Genomic DNA, 19,785 nt, shown 5'->3' with positions numbered 1-19,785 from the left:
AGCGGGCCGCGCATGCTGAAGCTGGAACATCAAACCCTCAACGACCGCGCCTATGGCGCGCTCAAGCAGGAGTTGATTTCAGGCGGCTTCAGCCCGGGCCAGACGCTCGTCATCCGCAAGCTCGCCGAGACGTTCGGCATCTCGACCACGCCGATCCGGGAGGCGCTGCAAAGGCTGGTCGCCGAGCGGCTGCTCGAGATGCAGAACAACCGCTCGATCATTGTGCCCTTGCTGTCGGCCCCTGCTTTCGAGGAACTGACCCATATCCGTATCGCGGTCGAAGGGCTGGCAGCTGAGATGGCCGCGTCGCTGATGACGGAAGATGGGTTGGTGGACATACAGGCGACGCTGGCCGGTATGCAGCGCGCCATCGAGGCCGGCGATGCCAAGGCCTATCTCTCGCTGAACGAGGCCTTCCACTTCGCCATCTACCAGCATGCCGGCGCGCCGATCTTGTTGAACATGATCCGCGACCTCTGGGGCCGGGTCGGTCCTTATCTCAAGCTGTTGATGCAGGCCGATCGCTACATTCCGCGGTCGAACGACGCGCATCGCAGGATCGTTGCCGCCTTGGAGCAGCGCAATGGCCCCGCCGTTCGGGTTTCGCTCGAACAGGACATCGCAATGGCCGCCGCGGTTCTTTCCGAAAATCTTCGCACGGCGCGCTGATTGCAGGGCAGGCGCGGCCGGCTTATGCCGTCTCGTCCATCCGGTCGCGCAGAATGCTCCAGCCGAGCAGCATGTTGGGCGCATGCCGCAGCAGGGCGTGGAACGGGATCGGCGCCGGCGGCGCGAAAGGCAGCGGCAGGTCGCCGGCGTCGGTTCCAGCGGCCCAATCGGCCAGTACCTTGCCCATCGCCGTCGTCATGGCGATGCCGCGTCCATTGCAGGCACGGCCGGCGATCAGGCCGGGGCCGAGATCCAGGATGTGCGGCAGGAAATCCGGTTCGACCGCTGCCATTCCCGACCAGCTATAGGCAAGCGGCGGCAGGTCGGGCAGATCGAGGTGCTCGGCGAGCCGCCGCCAGATCGTTTGCGGAACGCGCGTGTCGGCACCGGCGCTCAGAATATGCATGCCGCCGCTGATCAGTCGGTTGTCGGCATCGAAGCGGAAGGTGAAGAGATTGCGCCTGGTGTCGCCGACACCCTGCCCGCCGGGAAGCAGGCGCGCGCGGGTTTCGAGTGGCAGGGGCCTTGTCGCGATCTGGAAAACTTTCAGCGGAAAATAGGTCCGCTGCAGCGTCTGAAAGAGCGGACCGCCATAAGCGTTTGTGGCGATCAGCACCTTGGCCGCGCGCACTGAGCCCGATGGCGTTTTCAGCGACCAACCATCGCCCATGCGATCAACCGACGTCACACGTGTCCGCTCGAAAATCCGCGCGCCCGCCCTTTCCGCCGCATCGGCCAACCCGCGTGCATAGGCGACCGGATTGATGACGCCGCCCGAACGGTCCATCCATCCTCCGACATAGCCGCGCGCGCCGGTCAGCGCTTCCACCTCCTGCCGATCCAGGGTTACGGCAGGCCGGCCCCGCAAGGCCCATTGTTGCGCACGTGATTGGACCTTTTCGAAGGTCGCCGCCGAGTGCGCCGGCTGGATCCAGCCGCTCTGTACGGCGTCGCAGTCGATGCCGTGCTGCCGGATCAGGCCGAAGACAAGGTCGGCACTGCCGGCGGCGAAATCGATCAGCCTTTCGCCTCGCTCCGGTCCGAGATGCGCGAGGATGCTGTCAGGGTCCATCTTGGCGAAGTTCGGCACGACGAAACCGGCATTCCGGCCCGTCGCGCCCCAGGCGATGATCTCGGCTTCGAGAACCGCGACCGAGATGCCTTTTCCGGCGGCGTGCAGGGCGGTCGAAAGGCCGGAAAAACCACCGCCGACAATGGCGAGGTCGACGTCGATCTCGCCATGCAGGGCAGGCCGCTCGCGGGGGCTGCGGCTGATGGCGTGCCAGAGCGAGGCGCCATGCGCCTCCTGCCGGACCACGGCATTCATGAGTTGGAACTGCTCTTGGCCGCGGCCAGCTTCGCCCGCTTGCCGAAACGTGGCCGTCGTGGCCTGTCGCCGAACAGCCCGTTCGGCCGGACCAGCAGGATGACGCAAAGCATGACGCCGATGGCGACGATCTGCAGCGAGGCGGCGCGCGCCTGCTGCTCCGGCGGGAACAGCACGCTGGTCAGCGTGCCCGACCCGGCCCAGATCGCCCAGACCAGGATGCTGCCGATGACGGCGCCGAGATTGCTGCCCGAGCCGCCGACGATCAGCATCACCCAGACCTGGAAGGTCAGGATCGGCAGATAATTGTCCGGCGCGATGAAGCCGGTGAAATGCGCCTGCAGCGCGCCGGCCAGCGCCATGATGGCGCCGCCGACGGCAAAGGCCTGGACGCGGTAGAAGCGCGCGCTCTTGCCGAGCGAAATCGCCGCTCGTTCGTCCTCCCGCAGCGCCTTGAGCACGCGGCCCCACGGGCTGCGTGACAGATGCTCCAGGGCGAGATAGGCGATCAGCGTGACAGCCGAGACGACGGCAAGGTTGGACAGGTTGAACAGCAGCGGCGTTTCGGCGAGGCTGCCGAAGGGACGCGGGACGAAACCGATGCCGAACGGCCCGCCGGTCAGCTTCTGTGCGTTGAGCGCGACCAGTTGTACGACCACCGCGACGCCGAACGTGGTGATCGCCAGGTAGTCCGACCTGAGGCGCAGCGTGGCCACGCCGGTCAGCGCCGCGGCAAGGCCGCCGACGATCATGGCGCCCAGCCAGCCGACGAGGATAGGCAGGCCGAAGCCGCCCAGTCTTGCGGCGTCATCTGGCGTGGTCAGCAGTGCGGACGTATAGGCGCCGATGGCGACGAAGCCGGCGAGGCCGACATTGAACAGGCCGGTCAGCCCCCATTGCAGATTGAGCCCCAGCGTGACCAGCGAGAAGATCAGCGCGGTTGTCAGGAAGAAGGCCCCGTAGCCGACGAGATCGATCATCTTTCCCTCACGCCAAAGAGGCCGATCGGCCGCACGAACAGCACCGCCATCAGGATCATGAAGGAGACGGCGGCGCGCCATTCGGCGCCGATCAGCTGCACCGCGCCGGCTTCGGCGAGCCCGATGATCAGGCCGCCAAGCACCGCACCCGGGATGCTGCCGATACCGCCGAGGATGGCGGCGGCGAACATCGGCAGCAGCATGTCGAAGCCCATGAACGGGCGGATCTGCACCAGAATGCCGATCATCACGCCGGCCACGCAGGCCAATGCGCCGCCGACGATCCAGGTGACGCGCACCACCTTGGCGACATCGATGCCGACGATGCGCGCCAATGCCGCGTTCTGGCTCAAGGCCTGCATCGAGCGGCCGGTCTGCGTGCGCGTCATCAACAGATGCACGCCGAGCACGAGGATAGCGGTCAGCAGCAGCAAGGCGATCTGGTCGGGCGTGATGCGGATGCCGAAGCCAACCGGCATGGCGATCTGGATGGCCCGGCTGAAATAGGTCGGCCGCGAGGTGAAGGTGAATTCGAGCAGGCTCCGCAGTGCCATGGAGGCGCCGAAACTCGCCATCACAACGATGATCGCCTGGCCTTGAGAGCGCAGCCGCGAAAACAGCACCTTGTCGAGCAGCAGCGCCAGCAGCGCGGTGAATGCCATGCCAATGATCAGCGCAACGATGAGCGGCCAGCCGAAGGACAGCGGCGCGATCGGCGCCACCTTGCCGAATGTCGCGCCGATGGCGCTGACCACGGCCAGTGTCGCATAGGTCCCCCAGGCCATGAAGTCGCCATGGGCGAAGTTGGAGAAACGCAGGATCGAATAGGTGAGCGTCACGCCGATGGCCCCGAGGCCGATCATCGAGCCGGTCAGCAATCCGTCGACGATGAACTGAAGGCTCATGCCGCGCCTCCCTGTCCGGCCTGTGACGTCTTTTCCGCCTTGAGCGGGCGCTGGCCGAGATAGAGTTCGGCGACGACCGGGTCGCTCCAAAGTTCGGAGGCGACGCCCTCGTGGCGGTCCTTGCCCTCGACCAGCACATAGGCCCGGTCGCCGATGGCAAGCGCTGCCTTGGCGTTCTGTTCGACCAGAAGGATGGTGACGCCGGACCTGCGGATGCTGGCCAGCATTTCGAACACCATGGAGACGAATTTCGGTGACAGGCCGGCGGACGGTTCGTCCAGCACCAGCACCTTGGGGTGGACGATCAGCGCCCGCGCGACAGCCAGCATCTGCCGTTGGCCTCCCGACAGGTTGCCGGCGGCCGTGCGGCGCTGGCGGACGAGGTCTGGGAAGGCGGCATACATTTCCTCGATGCGGGCAGGGATTTCCCGCCGCTCGAGGATGCCGCAGGCGACCCTGAGATTGTCCTCGACCGACATCAGCGGAAAGATGTTCTCGGTCTGCGGCACGAAGGCGAGGCCAAGCCGCACCATGGTATGGGCAGGTGCTGCGGTGATGTCCTTGCCGTCCAGCAACACCGTGCCGCCGGTGATCGGGACGAGGCCGGCGATCGCCTTGATGAAGCTCGACTTGCCGGCGCCATTGGGGCCGAGCACGACGACGATCTCCCCCTTGCTCACGGTGATCGAAGCGCCACGCACGATCGGCACGCCGGGTTCATAGCCGGCTTCGAGATTGCGGACATCAAGGACGGTCTCGCTCACGCCGCGCCTCCGAGATAGGCCTCGATGACGCGCGGATCGCGGGCCACTTCTTCCGCCGTTCCTTCGCTCAGCAACTGGCCGCTCGCCATGACGAGGACGCGATGGCAGAGCCGAGTCACCATGTCGATGTTGTGCTCGATCAACAGGAAGGTGATGCCGCGCGCATTGATGTCGCGGATGCGGTCGATGATGACTTCCAGAAGCGTCGCGTTGACGCCGGCCGCCGGTTCATCGAGCAGGATGATCGCCGGGTCGGCCATCATGACGCGGGCGAGTTCGAGCAGCTTGCGCTGGCCGCCCGAGAGCACGCGCGCCGGCTGATGGGCGAGGTGGGTGAGGGTGACGAGTTCCAGCAGTTCGAGCGCCTTTGTCCGGGCGGCTCCTTCCTGCGCCGCCACCCGCCACGGCGTGACGAAGTTGGCGAGCAGCCTTTCGCCGGCCTGGCCCTGCGCCGCCAGCATGATGTTTTCGATCAGCGTCAGATTGGGCAGCGGGCGCGGAATCTGGAAGGTGCGGCCGAGCCCGCGACCGATGCGCAGGTGAGCGGCTTCGCCGGAAACGGGCGTACCGTTCAGGAGGATGTCGCCGCTGGTCGGCAATATGCTGCCGGCCAGCAGGTCGAACATGGTGGTCTTGCCCGCTCCGTTTGGCCCGATCAGACCAAGGATTTCTCCTGCTTTGACGTCGAACGAGACATCATTGACGGCGACGAGGCCGCCGAAACGCCGCACGACGTTCCTTGCCGTCAGCACCGGCGCACGGGTCTCTCGCCCTTGCCGTCTGGCTGCCTCGCTCATCTAGACCCTCTGGCCGAAGACGATCGTCGCCGTCTCCTGATTTTTGATTTGTGATCACGCTTGCTTTGATCACGATATTCGGCTTTAATTTCCTCCGCAAGCCGAAAACGGGCCGAGAACGGAATTCCATGCAAAAGGCTGCCGTCGAAAAGAACAACGAGGCGATCGCGGCCCAGCTTGCGCCGGTCGGCCGCGAGACCGTGCAGGATCGCGTCTATTCCGAATTGCGCCGCGCCTTGATCGGCGGCCTGTTCGAACCGAGCCAGGTGCTGACCATCCGTGGGCTTGCCGATGCGCTGGTTACCTCGACCATGCCGGTGCGCGAGGCGCTCGGACGGCTGATCACGGAGAAGGCGCTGGAGGCGTTGCCCAATCGTTCGGTGCGTGTGCCGCCAATCACGCTCGATCGCCTCGATGATCTCCTGCGGGCTCGCATCCTGATCGAGGGCGAGGCGATCGCGCTGGCCGCCGCCCGCATGGGTCCGCGCCAGATCGCCACCATCGAAACCATTCTGGCCGAATGGGACGAAATGCGGGCGCTGAAGCACAAGAAGGATGTCGACCGCGAAGTGACACTCAACCAGAGCTTTCACTTCGAGATTTACCGCTCCTGCGGCTCGGCCGTGCTGATCCCGATGATCGAGAGCCTGTGGCTGCAATCGGGGCCATGCATCCGCGTCGCCATCTATGCCTTCTCGGAAGCCGGCGAGGTCGACACCGCGCAGTATCACCGCCGCATTGTCGAGGCGCTGGCCACGCAGGACGCACAGGCGGCGCGCGCCTCGCTGGTCGCCGACATCAGCCGGCCCTTCACCTTCCTGCGCAGCAAGCTGCAATCCGCGGCTGGGAAAGATCAGACATGACCTCCATCCGGATCACCGAACCACACTCGAAGCTTTCCGTCACGGCTGTGCTGCTGCCAGTGAAGGCGCCGGAAAACGCAGACTTCCTCACAGCGTATCTCGCCGCGCCACGCGTCGTCCCAGGCATCCATGCGATGTGGACCGGACCTGAGATTTCCTGTCCGGTTCCATCAGCCGATCTCGAGGGGCAGGCCTATGCCCGACCGCTGCCGGCGGAGAACGCCACCCTGACGCCGCAGCCCGGAGATATCGTGCTGTCCTACGTGCCGCCGCGCATGTGGGGCGGCAATCCCAATGCGATCTTCGACATCGGCCTGTTCTATGGGCAAGGGGCGCGGCTTCTGTTCCCGATCGGCTGGCTGGCCGGCAGCGTGGTGGCACAGGTGGTTGCCGAGGAGCGCGAACAGTTCGCAGCCGCCTGCGGCGTCATCCGCCGCACCGGCGCCTGCGATATCACTTTCAGCCTGATGGGGGTCTGACATGGCTGACGACAGTTTCGAACTCTTCGATCTTCGCGTCGAGGCGGTCATCCCCGAAGGCAAGCCGATCTATTGCGGCGCCAAGGCCGGCGACTATTTCGAACTCAAGGGCGAGATGCTGTCGATGCCGGCCGGACAAGGCTTTTCGATCTATTCGCTCGCTGCCGTGCTGCCGCTGCTTGCGGCAAAGCAGCGCCCGACCCACGCCAATGACTGGATGACCTCGGACGCCGAGATCGCCTGTCCCGATCCCAATTGCGCCAGCAGGCTGCGGATCGTCAGGCTGGCCAAGCGGCGGTTCAGCCATGCCGAAACCACGGCCGTGCCGCTGCCGAAGGAGAATGAACAGAGATGAGTGCCAAGACCTTCGAACTCGGCCCCGGCTACGCGATCTCGCGCGTCATCCGCGGTGGCTGGCAACTCGCCGGCGGTCACGGCGCCATCGACCGCAGCCAGGCGGTGACCGACCTGATCGCCACTTTCGATGCCGGTATCTGGACCTATGACTGCGCCGACATCTACACCGGCGTCGAGGAACTGATCGGCGCCGCGCGCCTGCGGCTTGCCAATGAGCGCGGCCTCGATGCGGCGGCCAGGATGAAGGTGCATACCAAGCTGGTGCCAGATCTGGAACGGCTGGCCGGCATCAGCCGCGACTATATCAGGGGCATCGTTGATCAGTCGCTTCGCAGGCTGAAGACCGAGCGGCTCGATCTCGTGCAGTTCCACTGGTGGGACTATGCGCAGCCTCGCTATGTCGAGGCGATGGGCTGGCTCGACGAGCTTCGGCGCGAAGGCAAGGTGCGCAATCTCGGCACCACCAATTTCGACACGCCCCGGCTCGCCGAAATCCTGGCCGCCGGCATCCCGCTGGTCAGCCAGCAGCTGCAATATTCGGTGCTCGACCAGCGGCCTGCGCACAGCCTCGCCGCACTTGCGAAGACAAACGGCGTCAGCTTCCTCTGTTACGGCTCGGTGGCGGGCGGCTTCCTCAGCGACAGATGGCTCGATGTGGCCGAACCCGCGACGCCGCTCGAAAACCGGTCGCTGGTCAAATACAAGCTGATCATCGATGATTTCGGCGGCTGGGACCTGTTCCAGCAACTGCTTCAGGCGTTGAAGATCGTAGGCGATCGTCACTGCGTCGACATTGCCACCATCGCCAGCGCCTGGGTGCTGGAGCAGCCGCAAGTGGCCGCCGTCATCGTCGGTGCCCGCAACCAGGCGCACGCGCTGGCCAACGCCAAGATCATGGATATCGAACTCGATGCCGATGACCGCGCGCGGATTGCTGCCGTCATAGCGCAGGGTGCCGGTCTTGAGGGCGACGTCTACACACTGGAGCGTGACCGCAATGGCCGCCACGGCTCGATCATGCACTATAATCTCAACGCGGGCCGGGTGTGAAACGATGGACGACAGGCTGTTTTCGCAGGCCAGCGCCGAAGTCATCGACCTGCACCGCTTCTTCACCGACTGGTTCGTCGCCGCGCGCGCCGACAAAGTGGATTTCGGCCGCTTCGAAGCCGTCATGGGCGAAGGCCTGACCATGATCGCACCAGGCGGTCAGATACTCGATCGTGACGCCGTGGTTGACCACGTCCGCTCCAGCCGCGCCACATGCGACGACGGCTTCGCCATCTCGATCGAGGACATCAAGCCCGGCTGGCAGGGCGGCGATACGATCGTCGTCCTCTATGTCGAGGCGCAGTTGCGCGGCGGCAAGCATAGCCGCCGCCAGTCGAGTGCCGTTTTCACCACCAGTTCATCGGCGCCCAATGGCGTCCAATGGCGGCATCTGCATGAAACCTGGCTGCAGGTGCCGGAACACTGACACTTTCCAGACGTCAAACCAGTTCGTATAAACTCAAGGGGAACAACAATGAGAAAGACGATACTCCAACTCACCACCGCGCTCGCTCTTGTCACGATTGCCGGTGCCGCGCAGGCCGCCGACTGCAAGATCACCGTCGGTCTCGTCATGGAACTGACCGGTCCCGCCGGCGAATACGGCCAGGCCGGCGCCAAGTCTGTCGAAATGGCCTTCCGCGACATCAATGACGCCGGTGGCGTGCGCGGCTGCGATCTCGTCACCGACACGCGCGACAGCCAGAGCCAGGGCAACATCGCCGTCGATGCCGCGACCCAGTTGGTTCAGGTCAAGAAGGTGCCGGTCATCATCGGCGGCATCATCTCTTCGGTGTCGATCCCGATCCTGACCTCGGTGACCGCGCCGGCCAAGATCGTCCAGGTCTCGCCGGCGTCGTCCTCGCCGACGCTGACCGCGCTCGGCCGCGAGGGCAAGACCAACGGCATCTTCTTCCGCACCATCACCTCGGACGCGCTGCAGGGCGTGGCCGCGGCCAAATACGCCATCGACAGGGGCTTCAAGAAGCTGGCGATCATTCACGTCAACAACGATTTCGGCGTCAACATGGTGGCCGAATTCTCGCGCGCCTATAAAGCGCTCGGCGGCACCATCGTCTCCGACACGCCTTACAACGAGAAGCAGTCGAGCTATGCTTCCGAGGTCACGGCGGCGATGGGAGGCGAGCCGGACGGACTCTATCTGGTCAGCACGCCGGTCGATGGCGCCACCATCGCCCGCACCTGGATTTCGCAGGGCGGCGTACAGAAATTCCTGCTCAATGATGGCATGAACAGCCCTGACTTCATCGAATCGGTCGGCGCCGATTACCTGAAGGACGCCTATGGCACGTCGTCCGGCACCAGCCCGACCGCATCGACCGAGTATTTCACCAAGAACTACAAGGCGTTCTCCGGCATCGAGCCATCGAACCCGGCGGCCGACCGTTCCTATGATGCCGGCGCCATCGTCGGGCTGGCCATTGCCATAGCCGGCTCCGAGGATCCGGCCAAGATCAGGGATGCCATGTACAAGGCGGTCGACCCCGCCGGCACGCCGATCTTCGCCGGCAAGGAGGAATTCGCCAAGGCGCTCGGCCTGATCAAGGACGGCAAGCCGATCCGCTATGAAGGCGTCATCGGTCCGGTCGCCTTCGACAAATTCGGCGACATCACCGGTCCGTTCCGGCTGTGGAGGATTGTCGACGGCAAAGTGACCACCGACGGTGAAATGACCACCGACGATGTTAACGCCTTGCAGGCCAAGCTGCAGTAAGCAGATAACATCCTACCAGCATCGATCTCGTCTCTTCGAGATTGATGCCGGTAGGAGGTTTCGTCCCGTCGCTTGCGGACAAGCCGATATCGCTTGCATGGCGGGCGATGACGAATAAGGTCGGTCGGCCGAAGTTGAAGGGTGGCGAGCGTGTTGAACAAGGATCATCATCGGACCATCCTGCTGCTAGAGACGACCTCTCTCGCCGCACGGACGCCTGAGCTCGATGTCGCCTGAAACGGAACGACTTCTGTCCGCCCTTGGCGATCGGCTGGGCGCGGGCGGCGTGCTCGCTGGCTCCGAGGTGGACCAGCGCTATCGCGACGATCCCGACGGCAAGCTTGGCGTCCTTCCCGAAGTAGTGCTGCGCCCACGCGATACCGTTGGTGTCGCGGCAGCACTTGCCGGATGCAACGCTGTCGGCCAGCCGGTCGTCGTCCATGGCGGACGCACCGGGCTGGCTGGTGGCGCGCGCGTCCAGCCCGGCGAGATCGTGCTGTCGCTGGAGCGCATGACCGGCCTTGCCGCTCCGGACGTTCAGGCCGCCAGCATCGTCGCCGAAGCGGGCGCGACGCTGCAGGTGGTGCAGGAGGCAGCCGATGGCGCCGGATTGATGTTCGGCGTCGACATCGGCGCGCGGGGTTCGGCCACTGTCGGCGGCAATATCGCGACCAATGCCGGCGGCATCCGCGTGCTGCGCTATGGCATGTACCGGGCGCAGGTACTAGGGCTTGAGGCCGTGCTCGCCGACGGCAGTGTCCTGACCTCGCTCAAGGGCCTGCCCAAGGATAATTCCGGCTACGACCTCGGCCAGCTCTTCATCGGCGCGGAAGGCACGCTTGGCGTCGTCACCCGCGCCGCGCTCAGGCTGCATCCCAAGCCGGCATCCGAGGTGAACGCTTTCTGCGCGCTGCCTTCGCTCGATGCGGCGATCGCGTTGCTTGGGCTGCTGCGGCAAAAGCTTGGGCCGCTACTTTCCGCTTATGAGGTCAACTTCGCGCCGCTTTATGACGTCATGGTCGGCAGCATGGCCATGCCGGCACCATTGCCGACCGGCTCACCGGTCTATGTGCTGGCCGAGATCCAGGGCAGCGAGCCCGAACGCGACGGCGGGCGCTTCGCCGAGGTTCTGATGCAGGCGGTCGAGGACGGCGTGGTCGACGATGTGGTCGTCTCGCAATCGCCGCGCGAATTCCGTGCGCTCTGGGACGTGCGGGAGGACGCCAATCGTGTCCTGTTTTCGATCAAAGGCCTGATCGGCGTCGACATCAGCATCCCGTTGGCGCGCATGGGCGCCTTTCTGCGGGAAGCGGACGCCGCCATCCATGCCGTCGATCCCAGCGCCGACATCTATGTCTTCGGCCATCTCGGCGACGGCAACCTGCACTATCAGGTCCTGACGGCGGACCCGGCGGCGGCATATGGCATCATCTATCGCGGCGTGGCGGCGGCGGGAGGCGGCGTTTCGGCCGAGCACGGCATCGGCCTCGACAAGAAGCAGTGGCTGCATCTGGTGCGCGGCGAGGCCGAAATCGCCACGATGCGGCGGCTGAAGACAGCGCTGGACCCGAAGAACATCCTCAATCCGGGACGGATCTTCGATCTTTAACCCGACTGCCTTACCGCGATGACAGGTGCTCGGTAACTCAGGCCCGTTCCGTCGCCATCTGCCTGGGGATCAGAAAACGGGCGGCGAGTACGCAGAGCAGCACGGTGAACATCAGGATCAGCGCAACCAGCGCATTGATGTCGGGCGAGAAGCCAAGCCGCATCATCGCCCACAGCCTGACCGGCAGCGTGCTTTGCGTGCCGGTGACCAGGATGGTGATCATCGTTTCGTCGAACGACAGGGCGAAGGCAAGGATGGCACCGCCGACCATGGCGCTCGACAGGTTCGGCAGGATGACGCGCCAGAAAGTCTGCCAGCCGGTGGCGCCGAGATCGAAGGACGCTTCGACCAGCGTGCGGCTCATCGACTGCAGCCGCATCAGCACGGTGCGATAGACGATCGCCAGCACAAAGACGGTATGGCCGATGATGACCGTCAGTAGCGAACGTTCGAGGCCGATCTCGCGGAAGAAGATCAGCAGCGCCAGTCCACTGATGATCGGCGGCATCAGGAACGGCAGGAAGATGATGAACTGCAGCACCGAACGTCCTGAGCGGCGGCCGTGATAATAGAGCGCCAGCAGCGTCCCACTGACCACCGAGAGCACGACGGTGCACAGGCCGACGATCAGCGTGGTGCGCAGGGCGGCCAGTATGTCGTGGTTCCCGGCCAGCGCCCGATAGGTCGACAGGGTCGGCGACGACCAGTCGACATCGCCATGCGAGATGGTGAAGAACGACGAGACGATCGGCACGAATAGCGGGCTGTAGAGCAGCACGGCGACCAACGTCGTGATCGCGGCCAGGAAGAGGGTGGAAGGCCGGGGCAGGGCGCTCATATCGAGGTCCCCCGGCTGCGTCCGAACCGTTCGCCGATGAGGATTGCGCAGATCACCACGATCGCAAGCGCCACCGAGAGCGCCGCGCCGAACGGCCAGTTATAGGCGGTGCCGAACTGGCTATAGAGGATGCGGCCGAAGGTGAAGCCGCTGATGCCGCCGACCATCTGCGGCGTCAGGAAATCGCCGATCGCCAGCACGAAGACGAAGCTCGCCGCCGAGGCGACACCGGGAAGACTGAGCGGCAAGGTGATGCGCAGGAACGTCTGCAAGCCGCTCGCGCCAAGGTCGTCCGAGGCGCGCAGCAGGGTCTGCGGGATCCGTTCCAGCGACAGGAAGATCGGCAGGATGGCGAAAGGGATCAGAAGCAGGCTCAGCGTCAAAAGGATGGCGTTCATGTTGAACACGAAAAGCGTCGACGGCTGCTCAAGGGTGCCGGTCGCCACCAGCGCCTTGTTGAGGAACCCGTTAAGGCCGAGGATGCTGCGGATCGCATAGATCTTGATGACGTAGCTCATCAGCAGCGGCACCAGAAGCAGCATCAGCAAGGCATAGCGCCACCGCCCTTTCAGGGTCGTCAGGAAATAGGCGGCGGGATAGGCGAGCAGGATGCAGATGATGGCCACCGAAACACACAGCACGATGGTGTTCCAGAACACCGGCAGAAAGATCGGGTCGCTGAAGAACCTGACATAGTTGCCAAGTGTGGGCGCGTAGACGATCGTGCCCTGGTCGACGCTGAAGAAACTGTAGATCAGGAAGATCGCCAGCGGCACGAGGATAAAGACCACCGGCAGGGCAAATGCCAGCACCGTCACCAGCAGCGACAGGTGCCCTTGCTCAGCGTGTGTCGAGCCGGCCTTGCTCATGCCAGCACCAGATGGCCCTCATGCGGCGCGAAGGAGAGCGAGACCGCCTCGCCGGATTTAAGCGCGCTGCCGTCGATCCGGCTCGGCATGCGTAGCCGCAGGCGTTGCGCGGCATTGTCCGTCCCCGCCATGACCGTGGCGACCGTCGACGAGCCGGCGAAGGCCAGATCGGCGATCATGCCGGAAAGGTGGTTGTCGCCGTCGGCGCCATCGGCAATGCGCAAGGCCTCGGGACGGAACGCCGCGAAGGCGCTGGCGCCATCCGGCGCGGCCTTCAGATGCGGCTGGCCGCTGATCGAGCAGACCAGGCGACCGAGCGCCGTCTCGATCGGTCGCTGCTCGCCCTGGACCGTCCCGAGTTTTCCGGCGACCAGATTGTTCTCGCCGAAGAAGCGCGCCACGAACTCGCAGTTCGGCTTGTAGTAAAGCTCGTGCGGTGTGCCGAGCTGGCGGATATGGCCAGCCTGCATGACGCAGATCCGGTCGGCCATGCCGATGGCTTCCTCCTGGTCGTGGGTGACGAACAGGAAGGTGGTCCTGATCTCGCGCTGGATGGATTTCAGGAATTCCTGCATCTGCCGGCGCAGCTCAAGGTCGAGCGCGGCGAGCGGCTCGTCGAGCAGGATCAGGCGCGGCTGGCAGATCAGCGCCCGGGCGAGTGCGACGCGCTGGCGCTGGCCGCCCGAGAGCTGTGCCGGGAACCGATCGGCGAAGCGCCCAAGCTGCACCAGCTCGAGAGCCTCAGTGACGCGGCGCGCGATCTCCTTGCGCTGGACATGACGCACCGAAAGCCCGTAGCCGACATTGCCGGAAACGGTCATATGCGGGAACAGTGCATAATCCTGGAACACGGTGTTGAACGGCCGCCGGTTGATCGGCATGCGGCTGATGTCCTGGCCCTCAAGGCGGATCTCGCCAGAGGTCAGCGGCTCCAGCCCACCGATCAGCCGCAGCACCGTGGTCTTGCCCGAGCCCGACGGTCCAAGAACAGTGAGGAACTCGCCGTCCCGGATCGACAAGTCGATGTCGTGCAGCACGGGGACCGGGCCGTAGGATTTCGAGACGGACCGCAGCGTCAGCAGGTCGGTGTTCTGGTTCATGAAATGCTCTCGCTTACGCTGCGGCGGTCCGGAACGTCCGAACCGCCGGGCCTTGAAGGTGGGCAGCGAAATCAGGGCGTTGCCTTGACCTCGTTCCACATGTCCGAACGCTTGAGCGGGTCTTCGACATTGTTGAGCCAGACCAGCTTGTCGTTGCCGCCGGCGCTGCTCGTCTCGACCACTGTGTTGCCGAAGCCGGTGCGCTCGGAAAGCTCGCCGCTGACCTTCTTGCTCAGCATGAAGTCGATCCATTTCTCGGCCGCCGCATTGTCGCGGACGCCCTTGGAGATCACCCAATTGTCGAGCCAGGCGAGCGCGCCTTCGCTCGGGTTGATGTAGGCGACATGGGCGCCGATCTTCTGTAGCGCCTTGACCTGCTGCTGGCCGTAATTGGCCCAGATCAGCGCAACGTCGTTGTTCTGGTAGATCTGCTGCGCCTCGTCGGCGGTGGTGTAGAAGCTCAGCACATTGCGCTTGAGTTCGACCAGCTTGGCCTTGACCGCCGCCATCTGCTCCGCGCTCAGGTTGAACGGATCCTTGTAGCCGAGCGTCAGCGCTGTGAACGAGAAATTGTGCTCGCCATTGTCGTAGGCGAGGATCTTGCCCTTATAGGCCGGATCCCACAGCACCGACATCGAGGTCGGCGCCGGCTTGACCTTGTCGGTGTCGTAGATCAGCCCGATGGAGTCGAAACAGAACGGGATGCCGTAGACCTTGCCGTCCTTGGTGACGCCGCTCACCGTGCTCAGGTCACGGAAACGCGGCAGCACCTCCTTCTGGTTGGGCAGCTTGGTGATGTCGATCGGCGAGACCAGGTCGGCCTTGATATAGCGCTGCAGCTGGGCGGTGTTGACGGCGAAAACATCGAAGTCCTGCCCTTCGCTGCCCTTGATCTTGGCCCAAATCTCGTCATCGCTGCCGATGAAGACGACATCGACGCCGATGCCGGTCTTGGCGGTGAAGTCCTTGACCCAATCGGCGTCCGCATAGCCATCCCAGGCCAGAACCCGAAGGTTGGCGGCGAATGCGGCCGAGGTCATCAGGCCGATGCCCAGGCCGATCGCCATCTTCAGAAACAGTTTCTTCAGTCCCATTTTTAATCTCCCATTTTCATTCTGGTGGACCGTATTTTCCGGACTTTGCCGTCACAGCTGGGTGACGGTGACCAGTCCTTCGTCCGGCACCGAAACCATCCGGTTGCGCAGTGGCTTGCCGAATGTCGGTGCCTGGATTTCATACTCGTCGCCGGAGGCCGTCTTGATGCCCGAGGCGTAGCTCATCACCGCCGCGCCGAAGAAATAGGCGTGCAGGTCGCCTGGCCGGCGATGCATCGGGTAGCGGAAATGGTAGTGTTCGAGATTGGCGATCGAGTGCGACATGTGTGCCTCGCCCGACAGGAACTCCTGTTCCCAGATGACCGCGCCGTTGCGCGTGATGCGGGAATGGCCGCGCACTTCTTCCGGCAGATCACCGATCAGCAGTTCCGGACCGATCGAGCAGGAACGGAGCTTGGAATGGGCGAGATAAAGGTAGTTCTCGCCCTCCGTCACGTGGTCGGAATATTCGTTTCCGAGCGCATAGCCGAGGCGATAGGGATGGCCGTCCGGTCCGTTGAGATAAAGCCCGACGATCTCGGCTTCCTCGGCCCCGGCCTTTGCGAATGCCGGCATCGGCAGCGGCGCGCCGGGCGGCACGACACAGGTGCCGACGCCCTTGAAGAACCATTCGGGCTGGATGCCGATCTTGCCAGCGCCGGGCTTGCCGCCCTCCAACCCCATGCGGAAGATCTTCAGGGAATCGGATTCCGCGGCACCTTCGCCATGGGTTAGCACATGCATCTGGTTGCGCGCGGCCGCACTTCCGGTGTGGGTCAGGCCGGTGCCGGTGACAAGGAAACGCGCCGGCTCGGCATGATCGACGGGGGCCAGCACGCGGCCTCCATTCAACAGTTGGCCGTAGTCGACCTGTTCCGCCGTCGTGCGCTCCTCGACGAGCGCCGCGATGGACACGCCACGCGCGATCGCGGCTTCCGCCAGTTCCAGGACGGTGGTCGTTCCCTTGAGCGGATGCAGGTGGTCGCCATCCTTGGAGACGCGGCCGACGCGCCGGCTTCCATCGGGCATTTTGAACTGAACAAGACGCATGAGATTCCCTTCCTCTTTCGGGGTGTCCGGGTCACACCCAGCCCCCATCGACGATGAACTGCTGGCTTGTGCACATGCGGCTGTCGTCGGCCGCGAGAAACAGCGCCATGCGCGCGATATCGGAGGGCTGCAGCCGGTCGGGCAGGCATTGCCTTTCCTCGATCTGGCGTTCGCCGGCCGGGTTCAGCCACAGTCGCATCTGGCGCTCGGTCATCACCCAGCCGGGCACCATGCAGTTGACGCGGATGCGCTCGGGGCCGAGCTCGCGGGCCAGCGCCCGCGTCATGCCGTAGACCGCGGCTTTCGCGGTGACATAGGCCGGGCAATCGGGATCGCCGACCATCCAGGTGATGGAGCCGAAATTGATGATCGAGCCGCCGCCCTGCGCGCTCATCTGCGGCCTCACCGCCTGGGCCGCGAAGAACTGGTGGCGCAGATTGACCGCCATGCGGTCGTCCCAATAGGCTGGTGTCACGTCCTTGGTCTGGTGGCGGTCGTCATTGCCGGCATTGTTGCACAGCGCCTGGATCGGGCCGTTGTGCTGTGCCGCCTGCGCCGTGACTGCCTGCAGTTCCTCGACATTGCGCAGGTCGCAGGGAATGAACAGCGGCGCGGCATGCCCCTCGGCCGCGATAGCCTCGACCAGGCGCCGTGAAGGCTCCTCCGCCAGGTCGACAAAGGCGACGCGGCTGCCTTGCGCGCAGAAATGGCGCACCAGGCTTTCGCCGATGCCGCTGCCGCCGCCGGTTACGAATACGCTGCGGTCCCTGAGGCTGGGATAGGTCGCGTAGCTGCCGATCTGATCCGTCATCGCGTGCCTCTCTAGTGGGAATGCCGGGGGATGCCGGCGTCACGCCGGCCGACGAGGAAGTCGAAGTCGCAGCCCTTGTCGGCCTGCAGCACGCGCTCGACATAGAGGCTCTGATAGCCGCCTTGAGGCGGCGCCGGCGGCTTCCAGTCTCGACGGCGGATCGCCAGTTCCTCTTCCGATACCAGCAGCTCCAGGCGGCGCCCGGCGACATCGAGCTCGATGAGATCGCCGTCGCGCACCAGGGCAAGCGCGCCGCCCGCTGCGGCCTCGGGCGCCACATGCAATACGACGGTTCCGTAGGCGGTGCCGCTCATGCGCGCGTCCGAGATGCGAACCATGTCGGAGACGCCTTGCTTGAGCAGCTTGGCCGGCAGCGGCATGTTGCCGACCTCAGCCATTCCGGGATAACCGCGGGGTCCGCAGTTCTTCAGCACCATCACCGACGAGGCGTCGATATCCAGACCCGGATCGTCGATGCGGGCGTAGTAATGTTCGATGTTCTCGAAGACGACCGCCTTGCCGCGATGCTGCATCAGTTCGGGCGTTGCCGCCGACGGTTTGATGACCGCCCCATTGGGCGCCAGATTGCCGCGCAGGATCGAGATGCCGCCTTCCTTGGTCAGCGGCTCGCTCAGCGGCCGGATGACCTCGCGGTTGTAATTGGGGGCGCCATCGATCAATTCGCCGATCGTCTTGTCGCTGACGGTCATGGCGTCACGATGAAGAAGCCCCACTTCATCAAGCGACGCCATGACCGCAGCTAGCCCCCCGGCATAGTAGAAATCTTCCATCAGGAACCGGCCCGACGGCATCAGGTCGACAATGGTCGGAACGTCGCGTCCAAGGCGATCCCAATCATCGAGGCCGAGATCGACACCGATCCGGTTGGCGATGGCGATCAGGTGCAGAACCGCGTTGGTCGATCCGCCGATGGCGCCGTTGACGCGGATGGCATTCTCGAAGGCTTGCCTGGTGAGGATCTGCGAAATCGTCACGTCGCGGCGGACCAGGTCGACGATCTGGCGCCCGGCCAACTGGGCAAGCACCCCACGGCGCGAATCCACCGCCGGGATCGCGGCATTGTCCGGCATGCCGATGCCGAGCGCCTCGACCATGCTGGCCATGGTCGACGCCGTGCCCATCGTCATGCAGCTGCCCGCCGACCGGCTCTGGCCCTGCTCGGCTGAGAGGAAGTCGGCGACCTGCATGCGGCCGGCCTTCACGTCCTCGGCGAATTTCCAGACATGGGTTCCCGAGCCGATATCCTGCCCACGGAACTTGCCGTTGAGCATCGGCCCGCCGGAGACGGCGATGGTGGGCAGATTGCAGGACGCCGCGCCCATCAGCAGCGCCGGCGTGGTCTTGTCGCAGCCGACAAGCAGGATCACGCCGTCGATCGGATTGCCGCGGATGGATTCCTCGACATCCATGCTGACCAGATTGCGGAACAGCATGGCGGTGGGGCGCATATTGCTCTCGCCGAGCGACATCACCGGAAACTCCAGCGGCAGGCCGCCGGCTTCATAGACGCCGCGCTTGGCGTGGTCGGCAAGCGCCCGCAGGTGGGCATTGCAGGGGGTCAGTTCCGACCAGGTGTTGCAGATACCGATCACCGGGCGGCCGTCGAAGGCATCGGCGGGTATGCCCTGGTTTTTCATCCAGCTGCGGTGCATGAAGGCGTTCTTGCCTTCACCGCCGAACCAGGCTTCGGACCGCAGTTTGCGTTTGGTCTCGGTCACGATTGCTGGCCCCGGTCGTTGCGGCGTTTGTTGCGGTTCTCGACGCTGCGGCGCACATCGTCCTCGGCATTGTCGATGAGCACCAGCAGTGCCTTTTGCGCGCCGGGCGCGTCACCGGCGGCGATCTTCTCGGCCACCTCGCGGTGCAGCGGCAAGGAATGGCGCTGCCCTTCCGGATTGTCGTTGGAGAGCCGAAAGCTCATTACCAATGCGGTTTCGACCAGCGCCGCCAGCGAGCCGATCAACTCGTTGCCGGTCATGCGCAGGATCGTCTGGTGGAACACCAGGTCGGGCTTGGCGAAGCGGTCGCCGTCGTCGCTGAGTGCTTCCATTTCGGCCAGCGCGGCGTGGATATCGGCGATCTGCGCCGGGGTTGCGCGCTGGGCGGCGAGCGCGGCAGACATCGGTTCGATGGCGCGGCGCAGTTCGAACAGCGCCCGGACATCCTCGGCGATGACGCCGCCGGCATAGCGCCACGACAGAACATCCGGATCGAGGAAATTCCAGTCGGATCGCGGGCGCACGCGTGTGCCGGTCTTTGGCCGCGATTCGACGAGCCCCTTGCCCGCCAGAACCTTGATCGCCTCGCGTAGCACCGTGCGGCTGACGCCCAGCATCTCGCTGGAATCGTCGGCGTTGGGCAGGGCCTCGCCAGGCAGGAAGTCGCCCTGCACGATGCGCAAGCCGATCTGCTCGACGACGGTGGCGTGCAGCGCGGTGGAGCCGCTGGAGACCGCCACCGCGACCCT

21 protein-coding genes are annotated in these 19,785 nt (G+C 64.7%); 8 read left to right on the top strand and 13 right to left on the bottom strand.

Annotated features, from left to right (window positions below):
- The first annotated feature begins 12 nt into the window (after positions 1 to 12).
- On the top strand, positions 13 to 669 hold the full coding sequence (locus FJ934_RS04245) for a GntR family transcriptional regulator (protein ID WP_140607406.1): 657 nt from the start codon (positions 13 to 15) through the stop codon (positions 667 to 669).
- Between the two features lie 22 nt (positions 670 to 691).
- Here the strand turns inward: FJ934_RS04245 and FJ934_RS04240 are convergent, their stop codons facing one another.
- The 5 genes from FJ934_RS04240 to FJ934_RS04220 are packed head-to-tail and all read right to left on the bottom strand — an operon-like array spanning position 692 to position 5,442.
- Positions 692 to 1,996: an FAD-dependent oxidoreductase gene (locus tag FJ934_RS04240; RefSeq protein WP_140607405.1), complete on the bottom strand. Its 1,305-nt coding sequence runs from the start codon at positions 1,994 to 1,996 to the stop codon at positions 692 to 694.
- Positions 1,993 to 2,976 (bottom strand): branched-chain amino acid ABC transporter permease, encoded by a 984-nt coding sequence (locus FJ934_RS04235; RefSeq protein WP_181165507.1) that lies wholly within the window; start codon positions 2,974 to 2,976, stop codon positions 1,993 to 1,995. The genes FJ934_RS04240 and FJ934_RS04235 overlap by 4 nt, the downstream gene beginning before the upstream one ends.
- Positions 2,973 to 3,881, bottom strand: coding sequence for a branched-chain amino acid ABC transporter permease (locus FJ934_RS04230; protein WP_140607404.1), 909 nt, complete (start codon positions 3,879 to 3,881; stop codon positions 2,973 to 2,975). The genes FJ934_RS04235 and FJ934_RS04230 overlap by 4 nt, the downstream gene beginning before the upstream one ends.
- Complete coding sequence (locus tag FJ934_RS04225) at positions 3,878 to 4,645, bottom strand: ABC transporter ATP-binding protein (RefSeq protein ID WP_140607403.1); 768 nt, start codon at positions 4,643 to 4,645, stop codon at positions 3,878 to 3,880. Before FJ934_RS04225 ends, FJ934_RS04230 begins: the two co-directional genes overlap by 4 nt.
- Positions 4,642 to 5,442, bottom strand: a complete 801-nt coding sequence (locus tag FJ934_RS04220; protein ID WP_140607402.1) for an ABC transporter ATP-binding protein — start codon at positions 5,440 to 5,442, stop codon at positions 4,642 to 4,644. Before FJ934_RS04220 ends, FJ934_RS04225 begins: the two co-directional genes overlap by 4 nt.
- A 128-nt stretch (positions 5,443 to 5,570) precedes the next feature.
- Here FJ934_RS04220 and FJ934_RS04215 point away from each other — a divergent pair, with 128 nt between their 5' ends.
- The 7 genes from FJ934_RS04215 to FJ934_RS04185 all read left to right on the top strand — a co-directional run bounded on the left by FJ934_RS04215 (position 5,571) and on the right by FJ934_RS04185 (position 11,535).
- Complete coding sequence (locus FJ934_RS04215; protein ID WP_140607401.1) at positions 5,571 to 6,305, top strand: GntR family transcriptional regulator; 735 nt, start codon at positions 5,571 to 5,573, stop codon at positions 6,303 to 6,305.
- Positions 6,302 to 6,784, top strand: a complete 483-nt coding sequence (locus FJ934_RS04210) for a DUF3830 family protein (protein ID WP_140607400.1) — start codon at positions 6,302 to 6,304, stop codon at positions 6,782 to 6,784. The genes FJ934_RS04215 and FJ934_RS04210 overlap by 4 nt, the downstream gene beginning before the upstream one ends.
- A 1-nt stretch (position 6,785) precedes the next feature.
- Positions 6,786 to 7,139 (top strand): TIGR04076 family protein, encoded by a 354-nt coding sequence (locus FJ934_RS04205; RefSeq protein WP_140607399.1) that lies wholly within the window; start codon positions 6,786 to 6,788, stop codon positions 7,137 to 7,139.
- Entirely contained in the window at positions 7,136 to 8,191 is a 1,056-nt protein-coding gene (locus tag FJ934_RS04200) for an aldo/keto reductase (protein WP_140607398.1), read from the top strand. Before FJ934_RS04205 ends, FJ934_RS04200 begins: the two co-directional genes overlap by 4 nt.
- 4 nt (positions 8,192 to 8,195) lie before the next feature.
- Positions 8,196 to 8,618 (top strand): DUF4440 domain-containing protein, encoded by a 423-nt coding sequence (locus tag FJ934_RS04195; RefSeq protein WP_140607397.1) that lies wholly within the window; start codon positions 8,196 to 8,198, stop codon positions 8,616 to 8,618.
- A 48-nt stretch (positions 8,619 to 8,666) separates the two neighbouring features.
- Positions 8,667 to 9,926 carry an ABC transporter substrate-binding protein gene (locus tag FJ934_RS04190; RefSeq protein WP_140607396.1) on the top strand — a complete coding sequence of 420 codons (1,260 nt, stop codon included), beginning with the start codon at positions 8,667 to 8,669 and terminating at the stop codon, positions 9,924 to 9,926.
- Between the two features lie 226 nt (positions 9,927 to 10,152).
- Positions 10,153 to 11,535, top strand: coding sequence for an FAD-binding oxidoreductase (locus FJ934_RS04185; protein ID WP_140607395.1), 1,383 nt, complete (start codon positions 10,153 to 10,155; stop codon positions 11,533 to 11,535).
- A gap of 37 nt (positions 11,536 to 11,572) precedes the next feature.
- On the opposite strand, the gene FJ934_RS04180 is transcribed toward FJ934_RS04185, so the two are convergent.
- The 8 genes from FJ934_RS04180 to FJ934_RS04145 form a co-directional block, all read right to left on the bottom strand.
- Positions 11,573 to 12,373: an ABC transporter permease gene (locus tag FJ934_RS04180; RefSeq protein WP_140607394.1), complete on the bottom strand. Its 801-nt coding sequence runs from the start codon at positions 12,371 to 12,373 to the stop codon at positions 11,573 to 11,575.
- Entirely contained in the window at positions 12,370 to 13,242 is an 873-nt protein-coding gene (locus FJ934_RS04175) for an ABC transporter permease (RefSeq protein WP_140607393.1), read from the bottom strand. Before FJ934_RS04175 ends, FJ934_RS04180 begins: the two co-directional genes overlap by 4 nt.
- Positions 13,239 to 14,342, bottom strand: coding sequence for an ABC transporter ATP-binding protein (locus FJ934_RS04170; RefSeq protein ID WP_140607392.1), 1,104 nt, complete (start codon positions 14,340 to 14,342; stop codon positions 13,239 to 13,241). Before FJ934_RS04170 ends, FJ934_RS04175 begins: the two co-directional genes overlap by 4 nt.
- Positions 14,343 to 14,413: 71 nt before the next feature.
- Positions 14,414 to 15,436: an ABC transporter substrate-binding protein gene (locus FJ934_RS04165; RefSeq protein ID WP_140607391.1), complete on the bottom strand. Its 1,023-nt coding sequence runs from the start codon at positions 15,434 to 15,436 to the stop codon at positions 14,414 to 14,416.
- A 51-nt stretch (positions 15,437 to 15,487) separates the two neighbouring features.
- Positions 15,488 to 16,486 carry an AraD1 family protein gene (gene araD1 / locus FJ934_RS04160; protein WP_140607390.1) on the bottom strand — a complete coding sequence of 333 codons (999 nt, stop codon included), beginning with the start codon at positions 16,484 to 16,486 and terminating at the stop codon, positions 15,488 to 15,490.
- A gap of 31 nt (positions 16,487 to 16,517) precedes the next feature.
- Complete coding sequence (locus tag FJ934_RS04155; RefSeq protein WP_140607389.1) at positions 16,518 to 17,297, bottom strand: SDR family oxidoreductase; 780 nt, start codon at positions 17,295 to 17,297, stop codon at positions 16,518 to 16,520.
- A gap of 11 nt (positions 17,298 to 17,308) precedes the next feature.
- Positions 17,309 to 19,036 (bottom strand): IlvD/Edd family dehydratase, encoded by a 1,728-nt coding sequence (locus tag FJ934_RS04150; protein ID WP_140607388.1) that lies wholly within the window; start codon positions 19,034 to 19,036, stop codon positions 17,309 to 17,311.
- Positions 19,033 to 19,776 (bottom strand): FadR/GntR family transcriptional regulator, encoded by a 744-nt coding sequence (locus tag FJ934_RS04145; protein WP_140607387.1) that lies wholly within the window; start codon positions 19,774 to 19,776, stop codon positions 19,033 to 19,035. The genes FJ934_RS04150 and FJ934_RS04145 overlap by 4 nt, the downstream gene beginning before the upstream one ends.
- Between the last annotated feature and the right edge of the window lie 9 nt (positions 19,777 to 19,785).

This window comes from Mesorhizobium sp. B2-4-12, from assembly GCF_006441575.1.
Classification (GTDB): Bacteria; Pseudomonadota; Alphaproteobacteria; order Rhizobiales; family Rhizobiaceae; genus Mesorhizobium.
This window is presented reverse-complemented; position numbering and strand designations above follow the sequence as displayed.